Source organism: Bacillus methanolicus PB1, assembly GCF_000262755.1.
Taxonomy (GTDB): domain Bacteria; phylum Bacillota; class Bacilli; order Bacillales; family Cytobacillaceae; genus Bacillus_Z; species Bacillus_Z methanolicus.
Genome location: NZ_AFEU01000001.1, coordinates 445,357 through 468,023 on the forward strand (window position 1 = coordinate 445,357; position 22,667 = coordinate 468,023).

Sequence of the window (22,667 nt, forward strand, 5' to 3'; positions counted from 1 at the left end):
TGTTCGAATGATTTTTATTATAAGAAAATTTAAAAAATTCATTTAATTAATAATGTTATTAACAGAAAGGTATGAAGTTGTTATGAATGACGTAATATTAGGGAGTGTTTTTTCAGCTTTTTCCACCGGTCTCGGAGCATTACCTATTCTGTTTTTACAAAGTTCGGCTACACTCGGCTGGCGGGATGTTCTGCTTGCATTTACTGCAGGAATTATGATGGCTGCTTTTAGTCGCTTTGTTCTTAATTAACGAAAAAATCAATAAAAGTAAGAACAATTTTTCTTTTATGCATTGACAACTGCCTTTGGCAATGATACAAAAATTTGTTTTCGAGATGTGTTTATTTTATTACTGTTTGATCCGCATTGAAATGTCCTTTGATATTCATTAAGAAGCATATCCAATTCCTGGCTGCAGCGAATCGTTCTTTCACTTGTCAGTCCATGTTTTTGAGCGAAGTCAATCATTTTTTCCCTCTTGTGCTGAATTTCTTTCATCATCCTTTGTTCTTTAGTACACAACCTCTATTCCTCCTAATCTTTTCTACCTTCTTAAGTATATTCGCAAACATATTACTTCAATATTACAAGAATCTCTATAAATGTAAATAGAATCGCAAAATTAGACATTATTTTTCCCGAATTTTTTTTTCGACTAAAAGTTTGAAAAAATGATTTTCTATTCGACAGTTTTTTAAGGATGACGGAAGATTTTAAAAATATTTTTTTAGAGAAATAAGGATTAAGTTAAAAAGGGGCTGATTGAAAAACAAAGGGTCAGACCCCTCAAATACTAGGATCAGACCCTTTTGTTTCAGCCGCTATTCGGAACTTCTTACTGTTCGATTTCTTCCTTTTCGTAAATTGGAACCCAGCCTTCTGTTGTAACAAAAATTCTTACTGCAACCACTTTACGGTCATCTGAAAGAGTGAAATAGTGACGGGTATTTTCAGGTACGGAAATTAAGTCTCCCGGATTTAAATGCACTTCAAAGAATTTACCGTCTTTTCCTTGAATAATAAAAACTCCATGACCGCTGACAATAAATCGGACTTCATCATCTGTATGATGGTGTTCTCTTTGGAAATTTTCGAGCAGCTGTTCCAGATTAGGTGTATGTTCTGCAAGAGAAATAACATCTTGAGCTTTATATCCCCGGCGGGAAGAAATATCTTCAATTTCGGTTTTAAAAACTTCGAGAATTTGTTCTTTTTCTTCATCTGTTAATAAATATTTTTCTCGCAGATTGGATGGAAGCTTCGAAATATCCCATTGCTCATAAATTACCCCTTGATTTTCTAAAAATACAGCTACTTCCTTTTGATTTTCAATTTTTTCTCCACTGTTTTGCAAGACTATGTACGCCATTTTTAATTCTCCTTTCATTTTTTTAGACAACTTTAAACTGTTGATATGACTTATATTCAAGAAGCTTTAATTGATAACGGAATAAAAATTCCGACGCTTCCAGAATTTTTTTAGCCTCAAATGCATTTCTTCCCCAAACAGTAATGCCGTGATTTCGAATTAATACAGCCCCTGTATCCTCTTTGACGTGCTCAGAAAATGTTTTTGCCAATGTTGGAATATGGGCATGATTATGAATAATCGGAAAACTAAGTACAGCATCTTCCTCCCATATATCAAACGCTTTGATAAGTTCCTGACCTTGAAATGTCACTTCACCTTTATCACCGTAAATTTCGGAAATGACATTGTTATCAACTGTATGCACATGTAAACTGCATCCGGCGTTCGTCTTTTTGTAGATTTCTACATGAAGCAACGTTTCTGCTGATGGCTTTAAAGGAGTGTTTTCTACGGGCTGACCGTTTTCATCAACAAGAAGAAAATCCGCTTCCGTACGTTTTCGCTTGTCTTTGCCGCTTGCTGTTACAAGAAATTGTAAAGGCTTGTCTTTAACTTTAATCGCGAGATTTCCGCTCGTTCCCATAAACCAGTCTCTTTCCGCCAATTCATCTTTTACATCAGCAAGCTCATTCCATCTCTCAGCCAACAAGCTCATACTCTCACCCCAATCATCAATTTAATAGATTCTATACAATCAAAAAATGTTTCAAATGAATCAAATGGAATACCTAGTTCCTCGCATTTATCCTCTAAAAAATCCCGGGCCAGAACGTAATCAGCCTGTTTAGCTGCTTCTAGATCCGTTATCGAGTCACCAATCACAATTTTATAAAATCTGTTTCCTTCCAGTTTTCTGATAACGGATGGCTTGCAGCAGCCGCAGCCGTTTGAACAATATTCATCACAGCTGTGTGGCCACAGTATCTGAATATTTTCCACGCTGAAATCAGCTCCATTGCAATATAAACCGGCAAAAGGGCCAAATTTTTCAAGGATTGGTTCTACAAAAAAGTCAATTCCGCCGCTAACAATAAATAATGGTATGTCATGTTCATTAAGAAATATAATGAACTCTTGAAATCCAGGCCGAATAGAAGCATTCTGAACAGCAAAATGGACAATTTCATTTTTTAATCCGCTCGGGAGAAGGGAAAACATTTTCCCTACTCCCTCTTGGATCGTAATTTCCTGAGCTAAAATTTGGTCCTTCACTTTAATCCACTCAGGTGGAGCGAATTTTTGCATGATCGAAATTATATTATCTTTTTCAGTAATCGTTCCGTCAAAATCACAAAATACGGCAAACTTTTTCATACCTTCACCTCGAAAGAGCCCCATAAATCAATTGCTTTTCTAAGTTCTGGAAAGGCCTCCGCGCTTTCGGAAAGTGATTTGCCGGAAAGAACTGCATCAATTGCCTGCCTGAACGCAAGTCCTCCTCCCTTCGTGCCATCCGGATGTCCGTGAATACCGCCGCCTGCATTGATAATGCTGTCAATTCCAAAATCCTGTACAAGCAAAGGCACTAACCCCGGATGAATGCCTGCTGAAGGAACCGGAAAACTCGGCTTATAATTTTCTTTTTCTCTTAAGGCTGCAGCCACCGCAATTGCCTTATCTCTTTCAAGTGCAACCGTCCCATACGGTGAAGGAAACAAAGAGAAATCGGCTCCCGCATAGCGGGCTAGCTTTCCGAGTAAAAGCGAATTGGACAATCCGTAGTAAGGTGATGAGGTGATTGCGCCGCTGAATGCCGGGTGTGCCATAATCGGGAGGGCAATGTTATCATCTTCCCGAAGCTCTTGGAGAATGTCCAAGCCATAGGAAAACACATTAAACAGCAAAATATCCGCACCCAATTCTGCTGCCTTTCTAGCCTGATCGCGAAGCTTTGACGAACGCCCGGTTAAATTGACTGCATACAATGTCCGGTGCCCGGTTGTTTCAAAAACCTCAAGGAGAGCTTTTTTCCCTTCGGTTATTCGTTTTTCAAATGGCGTCAGCTCATTTTCAAACAGTATTTCGTCATCTTTTACAATATCAACTCCGCCTTTTGCCTGTTCCTTCAGCTGAAAAAGCAAATAATTAAGATCCCTGCCGATTAAGCCTTTAAAAATGCTCATGACGAGCGGCCTATCATACACATTTAATTTTTCACGGATGCCGGGAATGCCGAATCGCGGTCCGGGAAAAGCTTTTTTTAACTCGCTGCTAAACTGTAAATCCAGCAGTTTTATTTTTCCATCCATTGATAATTTTCCGAAAACAGTTGTTAAAATGGCTGGAATATCAAAAGAAAAATTCACTGTCGGATAAGCGATTTTTATGAAAGCTTCCGTTTCTTTTTGAGCTCCCCCGGTTGCCAGTCCTTCTACAGAAACGACTCTCCCTTTATGTTTCTTGAGCTGGTTTTTTTCGAGCTCCGGCAAATCAGTCCAGGAACCTACTGTTAAACCAAGGGCAATTTCTTCCGCTTTTTTTTCCGGGTCATGTTTAGAGTCAAACACTAAGTACGTCGCAATGATTTCACTCAATTGTAATCTTCCTTTCATGGAAACTGGTTGATACATTCAAAAAATGTTTATTCTCGTTAAAGGTTCATTTACTCCTGTTCGGCAGGCGTCGATAACCTTAAGTCTGGCCGAAAAATTCGAAAATTGGTTGATAACCTTCGTTCAAACTCAACAAAAAAACCTCTTCGACAAGAAGAGGTTAGTGATGCAAACTAAGATCTTCTCATCTTTCAGCTATTGCTGCAAGAATTAGCACCGTGCTTATAAAACTAAGTCGGTTGCCGGGCTTCATTGGGCTCGTCCCTCCGCCTGCTCTTGATAAGAAAACAATATTTGTTTCATATTCAATTTTTTGCGTGTTAGATTTATTTGGATTATCGCAGGAATATTTTGATTTGTCAATCCATCATTTTAAAAATTTTTAAAGCTTTAATTCGTTCAACTGCTTCTAAAAGCCTGTCTTCAGAAGTAAGTAATCCTGCTCTGACATAGCCTTCTCCATGTTTGCCAAAGCCAATGCCCGGCGCGACAACGATATGCGCTTTTTCAAGAAGATAATCAGAAAATTGTTCTGATGTAAAGTTACCCGGCACTTTCAGCCATGCAAAAAATGATCCTTTTGGAGCTGTTACGTTCCAGCCTATTGACCTTAATCCGTTAATCAAAGTATTTCGTCTTGATTCGTACATACTGTTCAGTTTTACCACACATTCCTGAGACTCTGTCAACGCAGCTGATGCGGCCTCCTGAATAGCTCCAAATAAGCTGACATACATATGATCCTGTAAAAGGTTAATGGCAGAAATTACGCTTTCATTTCCAACCGCAAATCCGACACGCCATCCTGCCATATTATAAGTTTTGGAGAGAGTATAAATTTCAATTCCTACATCTTTTGCACCTTCAAATTGCAAAAAGCTGAGCGGCTTTTGTCCGTCAAAGCCGATGGCTCCGTATGCAAAGTCATGGACAACACAAATATCATTTTCCTCGGCAAACTTAACAGTCTGTTCAAAAAATTCTTTCGTCGCCGTTGCCCCGGTCGGGTTATTCGGGTAATTCAAAAACATTAATTTTGCTTTTTTTGCATCTTCTTCCGGCAGATCGGCAAAATTGGGAAGAAAATCGTTTTCTTCAAGGAGCGGCATATTGATCATCTCGGCGCGAGCCAATACAATCCCTGACCAATAATCCGGATATCCCGGATCTGGAACTAGAGCTGCATCCCCAGGGTTTAACAAACATTGCGGTATTTCGACGAGACCGGCTTTCCCGCCGAACAATATTGCCACCTCTTTGTCCGGATCCAGTTCTACTCCGTACTCCCGTTTGTAAAATAACGCAGCAGCTTTTTTTAAATATCGAAATCCCTGAAATGGTGAATATTTATGATTCACAGGATTTGCTGCTGCTTGCTGAAGTTTTTTCACGATATGTTCAGGAGTCGGCTGGTCTGGATTTCCCTGGCCCAGATTAATGATATCATAGCCTTTCTCAATATATTGGTTTGTTTTTTTTACTAGCGAAGCAAAAAATTGTTTCGGCAGGTTGTTTAATAAGTCAGATTGGGAGAAATGTTTCATTGTTACACCTACAATCAGAAAATATTTTCATTTTATAAAATTGTTGAAATTCTAGTCAAAAATAATATAACGTAAATGTAAGCTTGTAAAGAATTAAATTTTTAAAACAGGGTGAAGGTCATGAAATTAACCATAGCATGTATTCAGATGGATCTTGCCTTTGGCGATCCAAAAAAGAATTTTCAATCTGCGGAAAATCTTATACAAGAAGCAGCTGCAAAAAAACCGGATATTATTCTTCTTCCGGAATTATGGACTACCGGATATGATTTGACGCGAATCAATGAAATAGCCGATGAAAATGCAAATGAAACAACTGTTTTTCTGCAAAATGCAGCAAGAAAACACGGGATTCATTTTGTTGGCGGCTCTGTAGCAAACAAAACCTCTGAAGGAGTCTTTAACACACTTTTGATTGTCGACAAACACGGTAATAAAATTCACGAATACAGTAAACTCCACTTATTCAAGCTGATGGATGAACATCTTTATTTATCCCGCGGAAAATCAAAAGGTTTATTTCAGCTTGAAAACAGAAAGTTTGCAGGGGTAATTTGCTACGATATTCGTTTCCCGGAATGGATCCGCACTCATACATCTAAAGGTGCAGAAGCATTGTTTGTTGTGGCGGAATGGCCTCACTCCCGGCTTTCCCATTGGCGAAGCCTCTTAATCGCACGCGCTATTGAAAATCAATGTTTTGTCATTGCCTGCAACCGTTCCGGACAAGACCCTAACAATACATTCGCTGGTCATTCTATGTTTATTGATCCGTGGGGGGAAATTATTGCAGAAGCCGGAGAGCAGGAAGAAATTCTTGTAGCCGAAATTGATTTGAGCGAGACAGGAAAGGTTAGGAAAATGATCCCTATTTTCGAAGACCGAATGCCAGACTTTTATTAAGAAATTTGAAAAAATATTGACATATCTGTTTTACTGCTGTTATTATTTCAATCAAACGAATTTTTACAAAAAACAATAAATGTTCTCTTATCAAGAGCTGGCTGAGGGACTTGGCCCAATGAAGCCCAGCAACCGACCGTAATACCATTGCAAAATGGGGCGCAGCATGCGCCGGGGTTTTCCCCAGCAAGGCACGGTGCTAATTCCAACAGAAAGGAAACTTTCTGACAGATAAGAGGCGAGAAGTACATAAATCTTCAAGCCTCTTTCAATTATGAGAAAGAGGCTTTTATAATTGTTAAGCCTCTTTGAATAAGGAGGAATTTTTAACATGGCTTTATTACAGCAACAAAACTATGAAACTCTTAATGAAGCTTCAGCAGCAGAATTGGCAAAAAAATTAAATTTATTTCATAAAGATGCTGAATTAACCACAGCAGAAATCGGAGATGGAAACTTAAACCTTGTTTTTCGGGTGGAAGACAGGCTAAGCGGCAGAAGTGTCATTATAAAACAAGCTCTCCCTTACGCAAAAGTCGTTGGCGAGTCTTGGCCGCTTACATTAAAACGGGCAAAAATTGAAGCTGATGCTTTAAAGCTTTTTAAAGAACTTGCTCCCGAGTTTGTTCCTGAAGTTTATTTCAGTGATGAAACATTTGCAATCACAGTGATGGAAGATCTATCTCATCTTTCGATTGCAAGAAAAGGATTAATTCAGGGAGAAGAATATCCCCTAATCTCAAAGCATCTTGGTGAATATCTTGCGAAAACTTTATTCTTTACATCCGATTTTGGAACAAAACCTAGTGATAAGAAAGAATTAGTCAAAAAATTCATTAACCCGGAACTTTGCAAAATAACTGAAGACCTTATCTTTACTGATCCATTCTTTGATTCAGAGACAAACTCGTTTGAGGAAGAATTAAGAGACGAAGTAAAAAAGTTATGGGCAGATGAAAAGGTTAAACTTGAAGCAGCCCTCTTAAAACAAAGTTTCTTAACGGAGGCTGAATGCTTGCTTCATGGAGATTTACATACGGGCAGCGTTTTTGCGAGTAAGACTGAAACAAAAATAATCGATCCAGAATTTGCTTTTTACGGGCCAGCCGGCTTTGACCTCGGCCAAGTGATTGCCAATCTTCTTTTCCAGGCAATTTCTTGTGAAAGCAAACAGGAAAGCATCTTTTCGCATATTCGAACTTTTTGGGAAACGTTTACTGCAGAATATAGCAGATTATGGGCTGATTCGAATATGGAGCCTTATTCCAAAACGGAGGGCTATCTTGAGAAAGTGCTCAAAAAATATTTCAAAGATACAACCGGATTTGCAGGCTGCGAACTAATTCGCCGAACAATAGGTTTAGCACATGTTGCCGATTTAGATGGGATAAGCGATCAAAGCAAACGGATTACTGCGAAAATTAAAACTTTAAATCTTGGAAAAAAACTAATTGTTTCAAGAGAACAGATTGGAAACATAGATGAGCTTATTTCAAATGTTAAAGATAGTTTATAAGAAACGAAAACAATGGGTCTGACTCCCTCCAATAATAACAATATATAGAAATGATTATATCAATGTTTGTTTATATATTGTTTCGGAAGGGTCTGACCCTTTTCTTTTGAGCCGGTCCCTTTCTTTTTGCGTTTTTCATTCGATTTGAAATCCAATTTTTCGAGTAATAATAGTTTTTTCTTTATATCTACTCGGTTTCCCGCATACCCTGTTAACGATTTATTTTTCCCGATCACTCGGTGGCACGGAACGATAATCGGAAACATATTTGCTTTGTTTGCCTGGCCGACAGCCCTTACAGCTTTAGGTATTCCGATTTTTTCAGCTATGTCTCGATAACTTCTCGTTTCTCCAAAAGGTATTCGAATGAGTTGGTTCCATACAGCTAATTGAAAGTCAGTCCCTATTTGCTTCAATGGCAAATCAAAATTTTTCCGTTTTCCTTCGAAATATTCATTGAGCTGGCAAACACACTTTAAAAGAATCGGATGATATGGATCATATACTAATTCTTCATATGTCTCATTGACATAAAAATCGTCCTCGCCAATATGAATTGCAGCCAATTGTTCATCCTCTGCAACTATATATAAGTTTCCAATTTCCGATGTGCAAATTGTATATTTCCTCATAAACTTTTTCCTTCGCTGTCTTTATGAATCGGTAAATAAATATGAAAAGTTGTTCCGATTCCTTCTTTGCTTTGTACATCGATAACGCCATTATGTTCTTCAACAATCTTATAACTGACCATTAAACCAAGCCCAGTTCCCCTTTCTTTTGTTGTAAAAAAAGGTTCTCCAAGTTTCTTAATTTTTTCTTCAGACATGCCAGGTCCTTCATCCTCGACAGAAATATGTATTTTATTGTCGTTTGTTTTCTTCACTGAAACAGTAATAATACCACCATTTGGCATAACTTCAATGGCATTTTTAATAATATTGATAAACACCTTTTTTAATTGATTCGGCTCACAGTATAACAATTGCAAATCTTTTTCATAATAAGTTTTGAACTGTACATCATGCAATACTGCCTGGGCATTTAAAAGTTCGACTGTTTCTCTCATAATTTTTACTACGTTGCACTCGACAAATTTCACGGCTTGCGGCTTTGCCAAAATCAAAAATTCATTAATAATCGAATCCATGCGCTGCAATTCGGTAGAGATGACATGAAAATACATCGAATGATCTTCTTTTATGCTCCCCTGAAGCAATTGGATAAATCCCTTAAGCGCTGTCATCGGATTTCGGATTTCATGGGCAATGCCGGCTGCAAGCTCGCCAATAACATGAAGAGTATCAGATTTCCTGAGCTGTTCTTCCATTTCCAATTTTTCTGTAATATCACGAAAAACGGATAGATTTAAGCCGGAGATCAAATTGGATTTTGCCGAAAATTCGAAATACTTTTGTTTTGTATCATTCATCTTTGTAGAAAGCGTTCCTGTTATTTGTCCGTCTTTTTCAAGTTTTTTCATATACTCTTCAAGATTTTCTTTTTTTACATTGTATTTACTCAACAAGGTGGTTAAAGATTGACCGATTATTTCTTCTTTTGAAAGACCGAGCATTTTAACCCCAGTTTGATTCACATCAACGATTTTGAAATTTTCATCCCAAAGAATAATGCCATCAAAAGAGCCGTCGAAAATTTTTCGGAATTTTTGCTCACTCTCTCTCAGCTTCTTTTCCATTTTAAAACGTTCCGTAACATTCCGCAAAATCATAATATTAAATCCGTTTCGGTTTATTTTGGCAGTAAATTCAAGCAATTTCTTCTGACCGTTTGGCATAAGAAAGAGCAGTTCGTCACGTATCGCTCCGGTCCTATTTAATTCACTGAAAATCGTATGGAATTTTTCGTTTTTCTCATAAACAAAATCGAAAAGTCTCTTACCACATAGTTCGTTTTGGCTGCATTCAAATATTTTTGCCGAAGATTTATTGGCCTTTACCACTTCCCCGTTTTCCCGCCAAAATACGATTCCATCGATGGCTTCTTCAAATAAATCTATGTATAAATCATCATTTTTATTTACAAGTTCTTCTTTCAATCTTTTATTTTCTTTTTCTAATGCAGAAATTTTCTCCAGCAGCTGCTGGCATTCTTCGTTCGTTAAAGCTCCTTCCACTGTTTTTCCTCCTCACCGCTATTTCCAATAATTAAGTTTAATTCGACAAAATATGCAAAAAATCCTCCATTGAGAACCTGAGAAAATAGCCGTTTCTAAAAAGAAACGGCCTGTTGTTTTACAATTTAAATTTTCCAATCATGGCATTTAATTGATTGGCCAATTCTGAAAGCGACTGAGAATTCTTTGATATTTCTTCTACAGTGTAATTTGTTTGCGTAATGGAAGCACTGGCCTGTTCTATTCCTGCAGCAGATTGTTCGGAAACAGATGCAACATTTTCGATCGATCTGTTCATTTCTACTGAACTTTTAGCCAATTGCTCCATACTGTTCCCAATATCATTTACCTTTTCAGCCATAAGCGATACAGCCTTGTAAATCTTATGGAATGTTTGTCCGGTAATTTCGATTTGCACGGTGCCTTCTTCCACTTGCTTATATCCGGCTTGAAGGGAAGAAACAACATTGTCAGATTCTGATTGAATTCCCTTTACAATTTTTGTGATGTCAGTAACGGAAAACGAAACTTGCTCAGCTAATTTGCGGACTTCATCTGCTACAACAGCAAACCCTCTTCCATGTTCTCCCGCGCGGGCTGCTTCAATCGCAGCATTTAAGGCAAGGAGATTTGTTTGGTTGGCTATTTCTTGTATCACTTGAACGAGTTTAGAAATTTGTTTCGTCTGTTCATCGAGTCCCTGTACTTTTTCTACGGATATTTTCATAATTTCATTAATTCTTTCCATTTGCTGCTGGGATTCTCTCATCAATTTATCCCCATCTTTTGTCATAGATAACACGTCATTCGACGCATTTCGAATCATCATTCCACTTTCGCTTGCCTTTTTCACTTTTAGCATATAGTCTTCCATCATTTTGGCCAAACCGGTTGCAGAATTTGCTTGTTCTTCGGCACCTCCTGCAAGTTCCTGCATGGTCGAAGTAATTTGCTGGATCGCTGCCCTTACTTCAATCGCTGCTGTATTTAATATGCTGCTATTATTTGTTACATCATTTGAAACAACGGAAATTTCATGGATCATCGACTGGAGTTTTTCCTTCATTGAATTTGTCGCTTTGCTTAATTCTGCGATTTCATCTTTCCCGTAATATTCGACCGCTTTGATATTTAAATTCCCTGCTGCAATTTCATTTGAAACGTTCACGATTTGGCCGAGCTTTCCAGAAACAAGTTTTTCGATAATTAAGATGCTTGATATTCCTAAAAAAGCAGATACAAAAATTGAAACAACAAGGACAACTAACGTAGTAATTAAATCGGCTTTTGCAGAAGTGACGGCATTCTGTTGTTCTTTTTTCAAAATTTCATGTAGTTTGTCTAGCTTTATAACCGTTTCCGCAATTAAATGATCGGCTTTGAGCTTTTCATGCATATACTCGCGTTCGTGCTGAAGCTTTACCTGAGGTTTGATCACATCATTAAAAAGCAATGTAATTTTCTTGTCATTCTCATCTATTTGTTGAAATAATTTCTTTGTTTCCGATGTCGTAAGAGAAAACTTAATATTTTTCTTTAATTGGTCAAAATTTTTGGTTAACCCTTTAAAATTTGTTATATGTTTAGGATTTGAATCGATAATAAAATTCCCAATCGTACTTCCTTTTTGATGAAAAATAGCTGCCGCTTCCGTCATATTTATGGCTTTTTCGCCCGTTTCTTTCACTGAATCCATTTTAGAGTTTACCTGCGACAATAAACCGAATGTAATTATAGTAGAAATCGTGAACAATCCAATAGTAATAAATAATGCAACTCCATATTTTTGCCCCAGCCTTAAATTTTTCCAAAAATTAATACCGATTAAGATTTGGACCAGGTTTTCTCTCTTGTTGCCTTTTTTTTCATTATTGTATAAAACCTTTTGGACCCCTTTCATGATTTGCCCCCTTAATTCATAAAACATGAACGAAAATCGATATCTTAAAATACAGATAAAAGATCATTATATTTTTTTCTATTATAATAAAAGTATAAGAGGTTTGAAAGAAATAATTGCCATTCAAACACAAATTTACCTGTTTAATGTTTAAAATTATTTTATTTTTTTCCATATACACCGATAATTTTACACTGAACTACTAGTTTACAGCATGGTAAAGTAGGGAAGGATATATAAATATAGATAATTACGGGGTCAGAAATCAGGGAGGACAACAATGAAACAACGTAATTATTACTTTGATAATGCAAAATTTATCTTAATCTTCTTTGTCGTTTTCGGGCATTTGCTCCGGCCCTTTATCGAAGATCACGAAACCGTCTATACAATCTATAAAGTAATTTATACCTTTCATATGCCTGCTTTTATCGTCGTTTCAGGTTTTTTTGCAAAAGGTTTTTATCAAAAAGGATACGTAAAAAAAATTGCCAAAAAATTAATTTTACCTTATATTATCTTCCAAATCATATACTCCATTTTCTATTATTTCTTATATGAGCAGTCCAAGCTAAAAATGGACCCGTTCGATCCTCATTGGTCTCTGTGGTTCCTTATCAGTTTATTTTGCTGGAATATAATGCTCTTGCTGTTTGCCAAATACAAAGCTGCCGTATCGATCACCGCGGCACTTATTATTGGGCTTTTGATCGGATATTTCGATTCAGTTTCAAATTATTTAAGTTTATCAAGAACGTTCGTCTTTTTTCCGTTCTTTTTGCTTGGATATTACTTGAGAAAAGAACACATATTCGCGTTATTTAGAGTAAAATTTCGATTATTTTCTCTGGCTGCCTTTATCATCGTATTTATCGGATTTTATTTCTATCCGGAAATGAATTATGAATGGCTGCTCGGTTCAAAACCATATGGGGAACTTGGAGAAGCTTCATTCACAGCAATGTTTACAAGGCTGGGGTTGTATATTTTAAGTGTGATCATGGTTTTCAGTTTCTTTGCATTCGTTCCAAGAAAACAATATTTCTTTACTAGCTTGGGAAAAAATTCATTGTATGTCTATTTGCTTCATGGATTTTTTGTCCGTACATTCCGTGAAAGTGAATTCCAAAAATTTTTCCATGAGCCCGAAAACTTCTTATTACTTGCGGGAATTTCGTTGCTTCTTACAATTGTATTATCGAGCCAAATTGCAATTTCCTTGGCACAGCCTCTTATCGAATTTAAATTATCAAGACTAAAGCATCTGCAGACATGGATTGTTAGTATTGTAAAATTTTATAGAAAAAAACTTCACAATGAGATATAATAAAAACTTGTGTTTAATTATGCAGCTTCTCTTGAAGGAGATTGAAATAAATGAAAGTAATATGTGCGGCGCTGAATGCAAAATTCATTCATACAAACTTGGCAATACGCTATTTAAAGGCTTATGCAGAACCGGAGTATCTTGTTGAACTTGCAGAATATACAATTAAAGACCCGGCAATGAACATTGTGACAGATCTTTTCCGAAAAAAGCCTGATATCATTGGTTTCAGCTGTTATATATGGAACATTGAAGAAACGATTAAAGTGATCAAAATGATCAAGAAAATCAATCCTGCCATCAAGATCATTGTTGGCGGTCCTGAAGTTTCCTATGATGTGATGGAGTGGATGGAGAAGGTTCCCGAATTCGATTTTATTGTGATCGGGGAAGGTGAAGAAACATTCAAACAGCTCCTTACAGAGCTCGACGGGGATCAACAATTCGAAAACGTGCACGGAATTGCATATCGAAACGAAGGAAAAGTGAAGATAAATCCTCAGCGCAATAAACTGGACCTGAAGAAACTTCCTTCCCCTTTTCGGTTTGAAGAGGACATTCAACATCTTTCCAAGCGCATAACTTATATTGAAACAAGCCGTGGATGTCCGTTCAGCTGTCAATTTTGCCTTTCTTCCATCGAAGTTGGCGTGCGTTATTTTGACCGTGAAAAAATAAAAGAAGATATTCGTTATTTAATGAAGCATGGCGCTAAAACAATCAAATTCGTAGACCGGACTTTTAATATCAGCAGAAGCTATGCGATGGACATGTTCCAATTCTTAATTGACGAACACGTACCGGGCACCGTTTTTCAATTTGAAATTACCGCCGATATTATGCGCCCTGAAGTTATAGAGTTTTTGAACCGCAATGCTCCTCCGGGGCTGTTCCGCTTCGAAATAGGGGTTCAGTCCACAAACGATTATACGAATGAACTTGTCATGAGAAAGCAAAATTTTGAAAAGTTATCCCGTACGGTCACAATGGTGAAAGATGGCGGAAAAATTGCTCAACATCTGGACTTAATTGCCGGGCTTCCTGAAGAAGACTATGCATCGTTTAAGAAAACGTTTAACGATGTTTTTGCATTGCGTCCGGAAGAGCTTCAGCTTGGATTTTTAAAAATGCTAAGAGGCACCGGTTTAAGGATTCGAGCAAATGAACATCAATATATTTTTATGGACCATGCGCCATATGAAATTCTCAGCAATAGTGTTCTTTCCTTTGATGATATTATTAAAATAAAACAAGTTGAAGATGTGCTTGAAAAATATTGGAATGATCACCGGATGGATCATACGATTGAATATCTTGTTTCAAAAGGCTTCCCTACTCCTTTTGACTTTTTCCAAGAATTCGGCACTTATTGGGAAGAGAATGGCTGGGAAAAAATCGGTCACCAGCTTGAAGATTTGTTTAAGCGATTATTGAATTTTTTAAATGCAATGAAACTGAAAGAACTGACCGTTGTTGAAGGACTTATGAAATATGACTACCTTGCCGGTCAAAAATATAAACCTAGAAAACCGTGGTGGGAACCAACGTATGAAAAAGATGAAAGATTCATTTTATATCAAAGGTTCCTTAATGATCCTGACATGCTCGGTTCCGAATTTAAACATTTAAATCTCACTGAAAAAGAGCTTTACAAACACACGATGCTCGAGGAAGTTCCTTTTGATTTAGAAAAATATTTGCTGACTGGACAAATCGAAATGGAACCGACATCGATTCTTGCTTATTTTCCGCCTCATGAAGAAAAAGCTGTTATTTACACATGTAAAAAGAATATCTTAAAGCCGGCCTCTTAAAAGCAGGTCCGGCTTTTTATTTTAGCAGTTCGACTTCTGATCAGATTTTTCCTTATTTTTTTGATTCATAAATGATATCTCGAAAAATTTATTTGCATTTATATCTCCAAATTCATTTCCAAATTCGACATTCGCACTGTTTAAGTTTTGCTTATCTTCTTTCTTTTTCATTTTACGCTCTGCCTTCTCTTCCGTGTTTTGAATTTCTGTTCGCCATTTTCATCGGATCTTCGTCTTGACTGAATTCTGCGGAATATTCGCTTTCCTGCAGGTTTTTTTTCGGTGTTTTACTATATTTTTCTATTGCATTTACTTCCGCTTTTCTCTTTGCCATTTTTTTGCCTCCTGCTTTATCATGATGCATGGCTTTATTTTTTATCATAACAGCAGAAAACATTCACTCATCCTTTTCCTTATTTTTCAATCCTTTTTTGCTAATAAAAACACAAAAAGGACAAAAAAATAATTAAAAAAAGGATGAGACTATGAAAGAGAAAAAGCTCGATATAGACGGAACGTTGCCCCATCAAATTCATGCACCAAGTTTTAAAGGAACCGGAATAGAGATTGAACCTCCATTCGAGAAATCATACGGAGTTATTATTGGAGACAGCAAATACGCATCTCCTAATTCCCCGCTTGAAAAATGGAGCGACAATACTGATCCTGCGATTATGTCTGGGGACGAATGGGTTCATCCAACGAATGATATCGGCTGGAACACTTCCGAAAACAGAGAACTGCTTGAAAGCAAAAAGAAACCGCATGGATCTCCTTTTATACATCCAACATTTGACGTTGGAAACGGGAAAGACTGAAAAATGTATACGGACTCGCCTAAAAGGGGCCAGTTTCTTGGTTAATGAGCCTTCATTTTGAATTATGTGCCCTTATTTTTCTTTATCAGCCTTCTATTTAATATATCAGGCTTATTTTGATTTATGAGCTTTTAATCTGATATATGTGCCGTTCTGTTTGGCATTCGTTTTTTTATCATTTTTTTGAGAAAGAATCGGTTTTAGCCATTGCCGATAAACATTTCCACACATGAATTTTTTCTTATGATCCAAACTACTTTTACAGAGAATTTTTCTCTGCAAAATGAGCAAGGAGTTGAAACAAATGGCTAGAAGCAGTAATAAATTGCTTGTTCCGGGACTTGAACAATACTTAGACCAAGTAAAATATGAAATTGCTCAAGAATTCGGAGTTAATTTAGGGTCTGATACGGCATCCCGTGCTAACGGTTCCGTCGGAGGAGAAATCACAAAACGGCTTGTACAACAAGCTCAAGCCCAATTATCAGGACAAAACAACAAATAAAAATCAAATAAAATGGCAAAAAGTCCGGTTTTACATGTCACCGGACTTTTCTTTATGATGATCGACTTTTTTATAATAAACCCCTCTTTTTATTCGATTCTTTTTGACGGTGTTATTTTTCTCTTCACCTGCATTTTTTATTTTACGTGCTCTATATTTCTCTTCATTGGTTTTATGTTTCTTTTCATTAAATTTATTTTTCACTTCAATAGTTTTATGTTTCTCTTTATCAGTTTTCTGATTCTCATCGGCAAAATTAATTTTCTTTTGTTCATTCTTAATTTTCTTTTCAAGAAGGTTGTGTTTCTCATCCTTTTCTTTTAACTTTTTTCCGATATATCCTTCATTATTATTCCGTTTTTTATGTTGTTCTTCATGTTTGATTACTTGATTATTATCCTGCTTTTTAGGCGAATTCTCCTTTATTTGCAACTCTTGATTTTTTTCTTTTAATTCTCTTTTGTGTTCATTATCTTTTTTCAGTAATCCAAGCGGAGCATTTTTCTTTGAATCGACAAAATTGTTATTTTGTTTTGCTTCTAACGGTTTTTTTCTTTCATTTGCAGCATTAACCTTTTTCTTGTGAAATTTAGAACTCTCTTTTTTCTCAATTAAAGAAGTTTCGAATATTATTTCTTGCTGTTTTTTATATGTACCGGTAGTGACACCTTGCTTAATTGCTTTTTCTCTCTCTTCGGCAGTCCCTTCAACGATTTTCACTTTAAGATCTTGTTTCTGCATGTCTGATTCGATTTTATTCAATTCTTTCAAAATTTCCCGGTCAGAAGATTTCTCCCTTTTACCGGTATAAACAGTTGAAATGATCATATCTTTATTCTCGTTAATGTAACCCTTTTCTTTAATTTTAGCCAGAATTTTTTCTGTAACAATGACAAAATCTTCTTTTTTCCAATCATCAATTTCCTCAATAATTGTTTGTCCTTCTTTATTATATGATGTCAGTTCAATTACTTGAAGATTTTCATTAACCCCAAATTCCAGACTTGGATTTATGTCAATCGACATATATGCATAAACCTGGCCATTTTGATAAAAGGGAAAAAACATGATCAGTGAAAAAAGCATTGCCAGTGCGGCCGCCGCAACTGCTCTTCCTTTAAAAGAAGCAAACAATTTCATTAAAAGCGGCTTCTTTCTATCTATTGCCGCAACAGTAAAAAAATCAACTTCCTGCCCGATTTGATAATGATTATGCTGCTTTCTTGCCCGCAAAAATTCGCCATCAGGGGTTAACAACGTTAAAAAACCGTCGTCTATATCCATGATAATCCCCTTTTTCACGTTTCTAACACCCCTTTAATATAATCCTTTAAATATAAATAATCCCCTAATAAAATAATTGAAATAGCGATTATATACTTTCGGTTGCGTTCAATTGTTTTTCTGCTGACCTTAACTTTTTTTTCTAAATGCTTAATCGGCAGCCTTTTTTTTTCTAACAGCAATTCCTTTAGTTCTTCATCTTCCACAAGAGTTTTTGCTACGAACATCGCATTTTTTCTTGCATCTGCATGCTTCGGAGAATGTTCTGCTAAATCCTGAAATGTTAAGCCGAAATCTTTTAATACTTGTTGAAATTGAATAATTTCTTCTCTGCGAATTTCTTCTTCGTTTTTCTTCTTATAGTCTTCAATTGAAATATCATCCTCAATGGAAGATCTCGGGGTGTCTTCCTCTTCCTGTTCAGAACCAATATAAAGGCTGAAACTTTGATTTTTCGTTTGATTTCGGATATAATCTATTACTCTTCTTTTTACAAGAACTTCTGCGAAGCTTAACAATGAATTCCCTTTTTCCGGGGAGTATTTTTGAATCGCTTCATTAAAGGCAATAAGACCAATGCTAAATTCATCATCAGATTCATGGATGTATCTCTTGCAAACAGCTGAAACCGTTTTGGCAATAAACGGCTTATATGAATTAATTAACTCATTTAGAAGTTTTGTATCACCCTTTTTAATTAACGCAACCGCTTCTTCCAATGTCCTCTTTCTTTTTTTCGCAATGAATAAAAAGCTTAGCATTGCCTCACCTCTCTACTCAACACATTATACCATATAACGGCATGTTTGAATTTTTAAGTAAGGCAATGGAAAAGACAGCAATTGCTGTCAGCTACTAATTATTCTATTGTAATTACAATTTTGTTCTTTAAAAGTTTTTCATTAATTCACTTCTAAAATTTATTAAGCGGCCACTTTTTCATTAAATGGTTACGTGTTAAATTCAAGTTTTTGTGGGGGTAAAGATGAAGAATCTAAATATGGAATATTTTCCTGCAAAAACATCCTTAAACAGCTATTCCTCGAAATTAGATCTTTGATCTGCAGATATTGCAACTATTGTTTTTGATTGCTGTATTTTAAAAGTAAAAATTTTATGAGGAAACCTATAGAAATTCCCGGTATCAAGAACATCATAGGTGTGAAAACAGGGCCGAAAAAGACTCCAAAAAACTTAAATGTCGGAGAATAAATTAATCCGACCGTAACAAAGTAAGCTCCAAAAACAAATGGGAGATAAGAAAATTTTTCTTCCTCTTCGCAAGCTGCTTTGTAGGCATCCCACAATGCCATCATATATAAACACGGGTAAAACATAAGCCACTGAAAGTCAGTCACTTCTAATGCTTTTTCGATTTCCCATTGAAAACTGTACAAAATGGCTAAATTAAAGTTGCTGTTCAAATTGATGATAACCTCTAACACGACAAACAAAATTCCTTTAAAAAAGCTGCCATACAATAATTGGCTGAAACCAGGTAATGCAATGCTCCATAAGACCGCTTCAAGTTTTGTTATTTTGTTCATTTGACAATTAAAGAATTATTTCCTTAATAGAAATCTTGAAAAATAAAGGAAAAACGGCGGTCATTTTCATTTTTGGTTTCATCCTAAATCCTCCAGTATTTCATCAGTAATGATATTTTGCGCTAATTTTCATTTTTTATAAGGCAAATCAAGAAAAAGGAATAAAAAGTAAAAGAGTGCAGAAAGGATTTATGTAGAGAGGCCTGTTTTTCGGAAATTCGTTGAATTAGTGAAGAAAGAAGTTGAAGCTTTGCGCCACGGGATTGGGGAAAACGACGATGTCGGTTCAATGACATTTCTAAAAGCTGTCCATACGGCACCTTTTGCAGTTCTTTTACTATTAGCATCGGCAAATACGATCATTGGGTCTTTGCCTCCGAGTTCCAATGTCGTAGGAATTAAATCTTTAGCTGCTTGTTCTTGAATGATTTTCCCTGTTTTTACGGATCCAGTAAAAAATATATAATCCGGCTTTTCTTTTGTGAGTGCAGCCCCTATTTCCTCTCCTCCATGAGCGACTTGGACAACCTTTTTTTGTCAGTAGCTTTCATCGATTTAGTACGAATTACATAAATAGCAAATTCAATTGATAACCATATCAATCCTGAAAAAAAGCCAGACCCTCCAACTGGAATCAGTAAACAAAGGCTGATGATTAAAGCGATGGCTGGTAAAAACAGATAAAAAGGGGTTTGAAACTGTGTCGCTCTCTCTTCAAGAGTGGATCTTTTCCTTGAAATAAAAAAAGCAAACATCGTAAATATAAAAGTAATTAGATATAAAAAACCTGTGGCACTAACCGCAATATTAATGGAACTTACCAATGTAAAAATAATTTGAATACTAACTCCAAGTAAGATAGCGTAAACCGGAGTTTGGAAGCGAGGATGTATAAAGCCAATTTTTTTCGGCAAAAATCCATTGCGGCCCATGGCAAAGGCAGTTCTCGAAATCGAGATAATAAATGCATTAGCTGTAGCAGGTAAAGAAATAACAATCACGATGCTGACTAAGGTAGGGCCGAAGTCTCCTAAAAATTGCTGACTTGCTAAAGCGACCGGTACTTTTGATGATCCAAGTTCCTGCCAAGGGACAACACCTGTCGAAACGAATAAAAGACCGCAGTAAAGAAAAAGTACGATGATAATGGATGAAAAAATAGCCTTTGGAATGGTTTTGCCCGGATTTTTCATTTCTTCCCCGGCATCCACAATCACATCCCAGCCGACCATAGAAAGAAAACCAACTAACGCTGCGGCAAGGATTCCATTAAATCCGTTAGGAGCAAAAGGTGTATATAGCGAATAATCCACATGACCAAAACCTAGAGCAAAAAATAAAAGGAGTACGATGATTTCAACAATTACAATCGCCACTTGAACAAAGCCGCTGAACTTGATACCCAAAATATTTATAAATCCTAAAAAAAGAAGGAGTGCCACTGCACTTAGCAACGGGGGAGCACCCGTTAAGGAGTTAAGGTAGTTACCAAATCCTTGTGAAACAAAACTGCTTGCTGCAAGCCATGCCCCCCAATATGACCATCCAATTAACGTCCCGACAAATGAACCCATTGTTTGACTAACATATTCATAAGCACCACCTGCTCTGGGATATCTCGATGCTAATTCTGCGTAGCACAATCCTAGTAAAATTTCTAATATAGCCGCGATTACAAAAGCGAGCATTACAGCCGGACCCGCTTTTCCGGCTGCCACCCCACTAAGTATAAAAATACCTGCACCGACCATAGCGCCAATGCCAAGAGAGGTGGCTTCTTTCCATCCTAAATCTCTTTTTAGGCTCATAAAATTCTCCTTTCAATAGTTTTGCTTTTTCAATTAGAAGTTAAGTTAAACATTCTTCCAATATATGTAATTTTTTTCCTTTTATAATTTAGCATGGTAAAATGGTAGGGATAAGAACCAATCATTATAGATTTTTATAGTACCAATTTTGAATAAAGGAGAAGCAAACATGTTTTGGCTACCTATTGATCGATCATTAAACATCCCATTAATTCGACAAGTTTATGAACAAATTCGTACACGAATATTAAATGGGGAACTTGCAGCCGGGGAGTGTCTTCCACCTACCCGAGAACTAGCCTCAAATTTAGGCATTTCACGGAATGTGGTTGTAGAAGCTTATGAACAATTACTAGCAGAAGGATTTATTGAAGCACGGCAAGGTTCCGGTACATTTGTTGCAGAAGGAGCCTTTTTGGATCAACAAAAGAAATCAGACTACCTATCTTTTTTTAAAATCCAGGACATTACAGAAGAAACAACGGAATTAATAGATTTTCGTTCAGGTGTCCCTGCTTTAGACATGTTTCCGAGACATATATGGGGACAAATCGCTAAACAAGTCTGTGTGGAAACTCCACATTCTATATTTGGCTACGGCTATCCTGAAGGGAGATCGGAACTGCGTCATATTCTGTCTCGATATTTGAAGAGAACAAGGGGAGTGCACTGTCATCCGGATCAGCTAGTTATTACATCCGGAGCAACTCAAGCCTTATCGCTTATAGCAAATCTGCTTCTTTCGCGGGGAGAAGAAGTAATAATTGAAGACCCTATTACGCACGAAATTCAAACGATTTTTTCTTCCCCTGGGTCAGTGCTCCATCCTATACCAGTGGACGAACAAGGAATGAGAACGGATATGATCCCCCAAAACAAAAAACCCAGATTTATTTTTGTCACTCCTTCACACCAGTTTCCACTTGGCGGGACGCTCCCAATTCAACGTAGAATTCAACTTATTCAATTTGCCAGAAAAGTTGATTGCTTTATTGTAGAGGATGATTATGACAGTGAATTTCGTTATCAAGGAGCGCCAATTCATTCGCTTCAAGGGCTTGATCCGGACAGGGTGATTTACATTGGAACCTTCAGCAAGATATTATCGCCTGCCCTAAGGTTGGGATATTTAATTCTCCCTCCTTCTTTGACAAAACGTTGTAAAGAATTAAAATGGTTCACTGACCTCCACACTCCTTCATTGCAGCAACTTACCTTGGCGCGTTTCATTGATGAAAGACACTTGGAACGCCATATTAGAAAAATGAAAAAAATATATAAAACACGCCGCGACCATGTAAAAAAATGTTTACTTGAACAATTTGGTGATAAGGTTAAACTTTCAGGTGATTCAACAGGATTACATATGATTGCTGAATTTCAAAATATTGAATTTTCAAATGAAAAGGTAAAGGAGATAATTGCAGAACATAAAGTGAAAATTTATCCGGTCGAACTTCATACGATCCAAAAAGGTATGCATCAAAATAAAATCATTTTAGGATATGGGAATCTAACATTAGAGGAAATTAAAGAAGGAATCCATAGACTAAAAAATGCTCTGATCTAAGAAATGGTAAAAACTGCAACATGTAAAAAACAGCCCCCGCAAAAGAGGCTGTTTTTTTTAAAAATGACTT

Annotated in this window: 22 protein-coding genes, 2 pseudogenes and 2 riboswitches; of the genes and pseudogenes, 8 read left to right on the forward strand and 16 right to left on the reverse strand. The window is 36.6% G+C overall.

The annotated features are described in order from the left end of the window. Positions 1-82: 82 nt before the first annotated feature. Positions 83-226 (forward strand): annotated as a pseudogene (locus PB1_RS16725) (ZIP family metal transporter); the annotation flags it as partial. Positions 227-285: 59 nt separating this feature from the next. Here PB1_RS16725 and PB1_RS02060 read toward each other — a convergent pair. The 6 genes from PB1_RS02060 to PB1_RS02085 form a co-directional block, all read right to left on the reverse strand. After that, on the reverse strand, positions 286-522 hold the full coding sequence (locus PB1_RS02060) for an aspartyl-phosphate phosphatase Spo0E family protein (protein WP_003350445.1): 237 nt from the start codon (positions 520-522) through the stop codon (positions 286-288). A gap of 313 nt (positions 523-835) precedes the next feature. Continuing rightward, positions 836-1,369 carry a 1,2-dihydroxy-3-keto-5-methylthiopentene dioxygenase gene (locus PB1_RS02065; protein WP_003350446.1) on the reverse strand — a complete coding sequence of 178 codons (534 nt, stop codon included), beginning with the start codon at positions 1,367-1,369 and terminating at the stop codon, positions 836-838. A 22-nt stretch (positions 1,370-1,391) separates the two neighbouring features. Beyond that, positions 1,392-2,027 carry a methylthioribulose 1-phosphate dehydratase gene (locus PB1_RS02070; RefSeq protein WP_003350447.1) on the reverse strand — a complete coding sequence of 212 codons (636 nt, stop codon included), beginning with the start codon at positions 2,025-2,027 and terminating at the stop codon, positions 1,392-1,394. Continuing rightward, positions 2,024-2,686, reverse strand: coding sequence for a 2-hydroxy-3-keto-5-methylthiopentenyl-1-phosphate phosphatase (locus PB1_RS02075; protein ID WP_003350450.1), 663 nt, complete (start codon positions 2,684-2,686; stop codon positions 2,024-2,026). Before PB1_RS02075 ends, PB1_RS02070 begins: the two co-directional genes overlap by 4 nt. Next, positions 2,683-3,906 (reverse strand): 2,3-diketo-5-methylthiopentyl-1-phosphate enolase, encoded by a 1,224-nt coding sequence (locus PB1_RS02080; protein ID WP_003350451.1) that lies wholly within the window; start codon positions 3,904-3,906, stop codon positions 2,683-2,685. The genes PB1_RS02075 and PB1_RS02080 overlap by 4 nt, the downstream gene beginning before the upstream one ends. A gap of 199 nt (positions 3,907-4,105) precedes the next feature. Then, positions 4,106-4,210, reverse strand: a riboswitch (SAM riboswitch). Positions 4,211-4,283: 73 nt separating this feature from the next. Then, positions 4,284-5,468, reverse strand: coding sequence for a pyridoxal phosphate-dependent aminotransferase (locus PB1_RS02085; protein WP_003350452.1), 1,185 nt, complete (start codon positions 5,466-5,468; stop codon positions 4,284-4,286). Positions 5,469-5,588: 120 nt separating this feature from the next. Between PB1_RS02085 and PB1_RS02090 the strand changes: the two genes are divergently transcribed. Then, on the forward strand, positions 5,589-6,371 hold the full coding sequence (locus tag PB1_RS02090) for a carbon-nitrogen family hydrolase (RefSeq protein ID WP_003350453.1): 783 nt from the start codon (positions 5,589-5,591) through the stop codon (positions 6,369-6,371). Positions 6,372-6,455: 84 nt separating this feature from the next. Continuing rightward, positions 6,456-6,609: riboswitch (SAM riboswitch) on the forward strand. A 93-nt stretch (positions 6,610-6,702) separates the two neighbouring features. After that, positions 6,703-7,887: an S-methyl-5-thioribose kinase gene (gene mtnK / locus PB1_RS02095; RefSeq protein ID WP_003350454.1), complete on the forward strand. Its 1,185-nt coding sequence runs from the start codon at positions 6,703-6,705 to the stop codon at positions 7,885-7,887. Between the two features lie 59 nt (positions 7,888-7,946). On the opposite strand, the gene PB1_RS02100 is transcribed toward mtnK, so the two are convergent. From PB1_RS02100 to PB1_RS02110, 3 genes are all read right to left on the reverse strand, one after another. Continuing rightward, entirely contained in the window at positions 7,947-8,519 is a 573-nt protein-coding gene (locus PB1_RS02100; RefSeq protein ID WP_003350455.1) for a methylated-DNA--[protein]-cysteine S-methyltransferase, read from the reverse strand. Continuing rightward, positions 8,516-10,024: a PAS domain-containing sensor histidine kinase gene (locus PB1_RS02105; RefSeq protein ID WP_003350456.1), complete on the reverse strand. Its 1,509-nt coding sequence runs from the start codon at positions 10,022-10,024 to the stop codon at positions 8,516-8,518. Before PB1_RS02105 ends, PB1_RS02100 begins: the two co-directional genes overlap by 4 nt. A 118-nt stretch (positions 10,025-10,142) precedes the next feature. Next, positions 10,143-11,924, reverse strand: a complete 1,782-nt coding sequence (locus tag PB1_RS02110) for a methyl-accepting chemotaxis protein (protein WP_003350457.1) — start codon at positions 11,922-11,924, stop codon at positions 10,143-10,145. 280 nt (positions 11,925-12,204) lie between these two features. On the opposite strand from PB1_RS02110, the gene PB1_RS02115 reads away from it, so the two are divergent. Both PB1_RS02115 and PB1_RS02120 read left to right on the forward strand, forming a co-directional pair. Then, positions 12,205-13,251, forward strand: coding sequence for an acyltransferase family protein (locus PB1_RS02115; RefSeq protein WP_003350458.1), 1,047 nt, complete (start codon positions 12,205-12,207; stop codon positions 13,249-13,251). A gap of 50 nt (positions 13,252-13,301) precedes the next feature. After that, positions 13,302-15,065 carry a B12-binding domain-containing radical SAM protein gene (locus tag PB1_RS02120; RefSeq protein WP_003350459.1) on the forward strand — a complete coding sequence of 588 codons (1,764 nt, stop codon included), beginning with the start codon at positions 13,302-13,304 and terminating at the stop codon, positions 15,063-15,065. A 21-nt stretch (positions 15,066-15,086) separates the two neighbouring features. On the opposite strand, the gene PB1_RS17745 is transcribed toward PB1_RS02120, so the two are convergent. Together PB1_RS17745 and PB1_RS17750 are read right to left on the reverse strand one after the other, a co-directional pair. Then, positions 15,087-15,236, reverse strand: a complete 150-nt coding sequence (locus PB1_RS17745) for a hypothetical protein (RefSeq protein WP_003350461.1) — start codon at positions 15,234-15,236, stop codon at positions 15,087-15,089. A 1-nt stretch (position 15,237) separates the two neighbouring features. Continuing rightward, positions 15,238-15,399 carry a hypothetical protein gene (locus PB1_RS17750; protein ID WP_162829152.1) on the reverse strand — a complete coding sequence of 54 codons (162 nt, stop codon included), beginning with the start codon at positions 15,397-15,399 and terminating at the stop codon, positions 15,238-15,240. A 151-nt stretch (positions 15,400-15,550) separates the two neighbouring features. On the opposite strand from PB1_RS17750, the gene PB1_RS02130 reads away from it, so the two are divergent. Next, positions 15,551-15,883: a DUF3905 domain-containing protein gene (locus tag PB1_RS02130; RefSeq protein WP_003350464.1), complete on the forward strand. Its 333-nt coding sequence runs from the start codon at positions 15,551-15,553 to the stop codon at positions 15,881-15,883. Between the two features lie 304 nt (positions 15,884-16,187). Further along, positions 16,188-16,388 carry an alpha/beta-type small acid-soluble spore protein gene (locus PB1_RS02135; protein ID WP_003350466.1) on the forward strand — a complete coding sequence of 67 codons (201 nt, stop codon included), beginning with the start codon at positions 16,188-16,190 and terminating at the stop codon, positions 16,386-16,388. Between the two features lie 30 nt (positions 16,389-16,418). Here PB1_RS02135 and PB1_RS02140 read toward each other — a convergent pair whose 3' ends face one another. From PB1_RS02140 to PB1_RS02160, 5 genes and pseudogenes are all read right to left on the reverse strand, one after another. Further along, positions 16,419-17,690 (reverse strand): anti-sigma factor domain-containing protein, encoded by a 1,272-nt coding sequence (locus PB1_RS02140; protein WP_003350467.1) that lies wholly within the window; start codon positions 17,688-17,690, stop codon positions 16,419-16,421. Next, a complete protein-coding gene (sigI, locus tag PB1_RS02145) occupies positions 17,687-18,433 on the reverse strand; it encodes an RNA polymerase sigma factor SigI (protein WP_003350468.1) in 747 nt (248 codons plus the stop codon). Before sigI ends, PB1_RS02140 begins: the two co-directional genes overlap by 4 nt. Positions 18,434-18,748: 315 nt before the next feature. Continuing rightward, the gene (locus PB1_RS02150; protein WP_003350469.1) at positions 18,749-19,219 is read right to left on the reverse strand and encodes a hypothetical protein; all 471 of its coding nucleotides are present in this window, start codon (positions 19,217-19,219) and stop codon (positions 18,749-18,751) included. Between the two features lie 294 nt (positions 19,220-19,513). After that, positions 19,514-19,747: pseudogene (locus PB1_RS16730) on the reverse strand (aldehyde dehydrogenase family protein); the annotation flags it as partial. Further along, complete coding sequence (locus PB1_RS02160; RefSeq protein WP_003350471.1) at positions 19,714-21,027, reverse strand: APC family permease; 1,314 nt, start codon at positions 21,025-21,027, stop codon at positions 19,714-19,716. The pseudogene PB1_RS16730 and the gene PB1_RS02160, both read right to left, overlap by 34 nt. 169 nt (positions 21,028-21,196) lie before the next feature. Between PB1_RS02160 and pdxR the strand changes: the two genes are divergently transcribed. Next, positions 21,197-22,597, forward strand: a complete 1,401-nt coding sequence (pdxR, locus tag PB1_RS02165) for a MocR-like pyridoxine biosynthesis transcription factor PdxR (protein WP_003350472.1) — start codon at positions 21,197-21,199, stop codon at positions 22,595-22,597. Positions 22,598-22,667 lie beyond the last annotated feature (70 nt).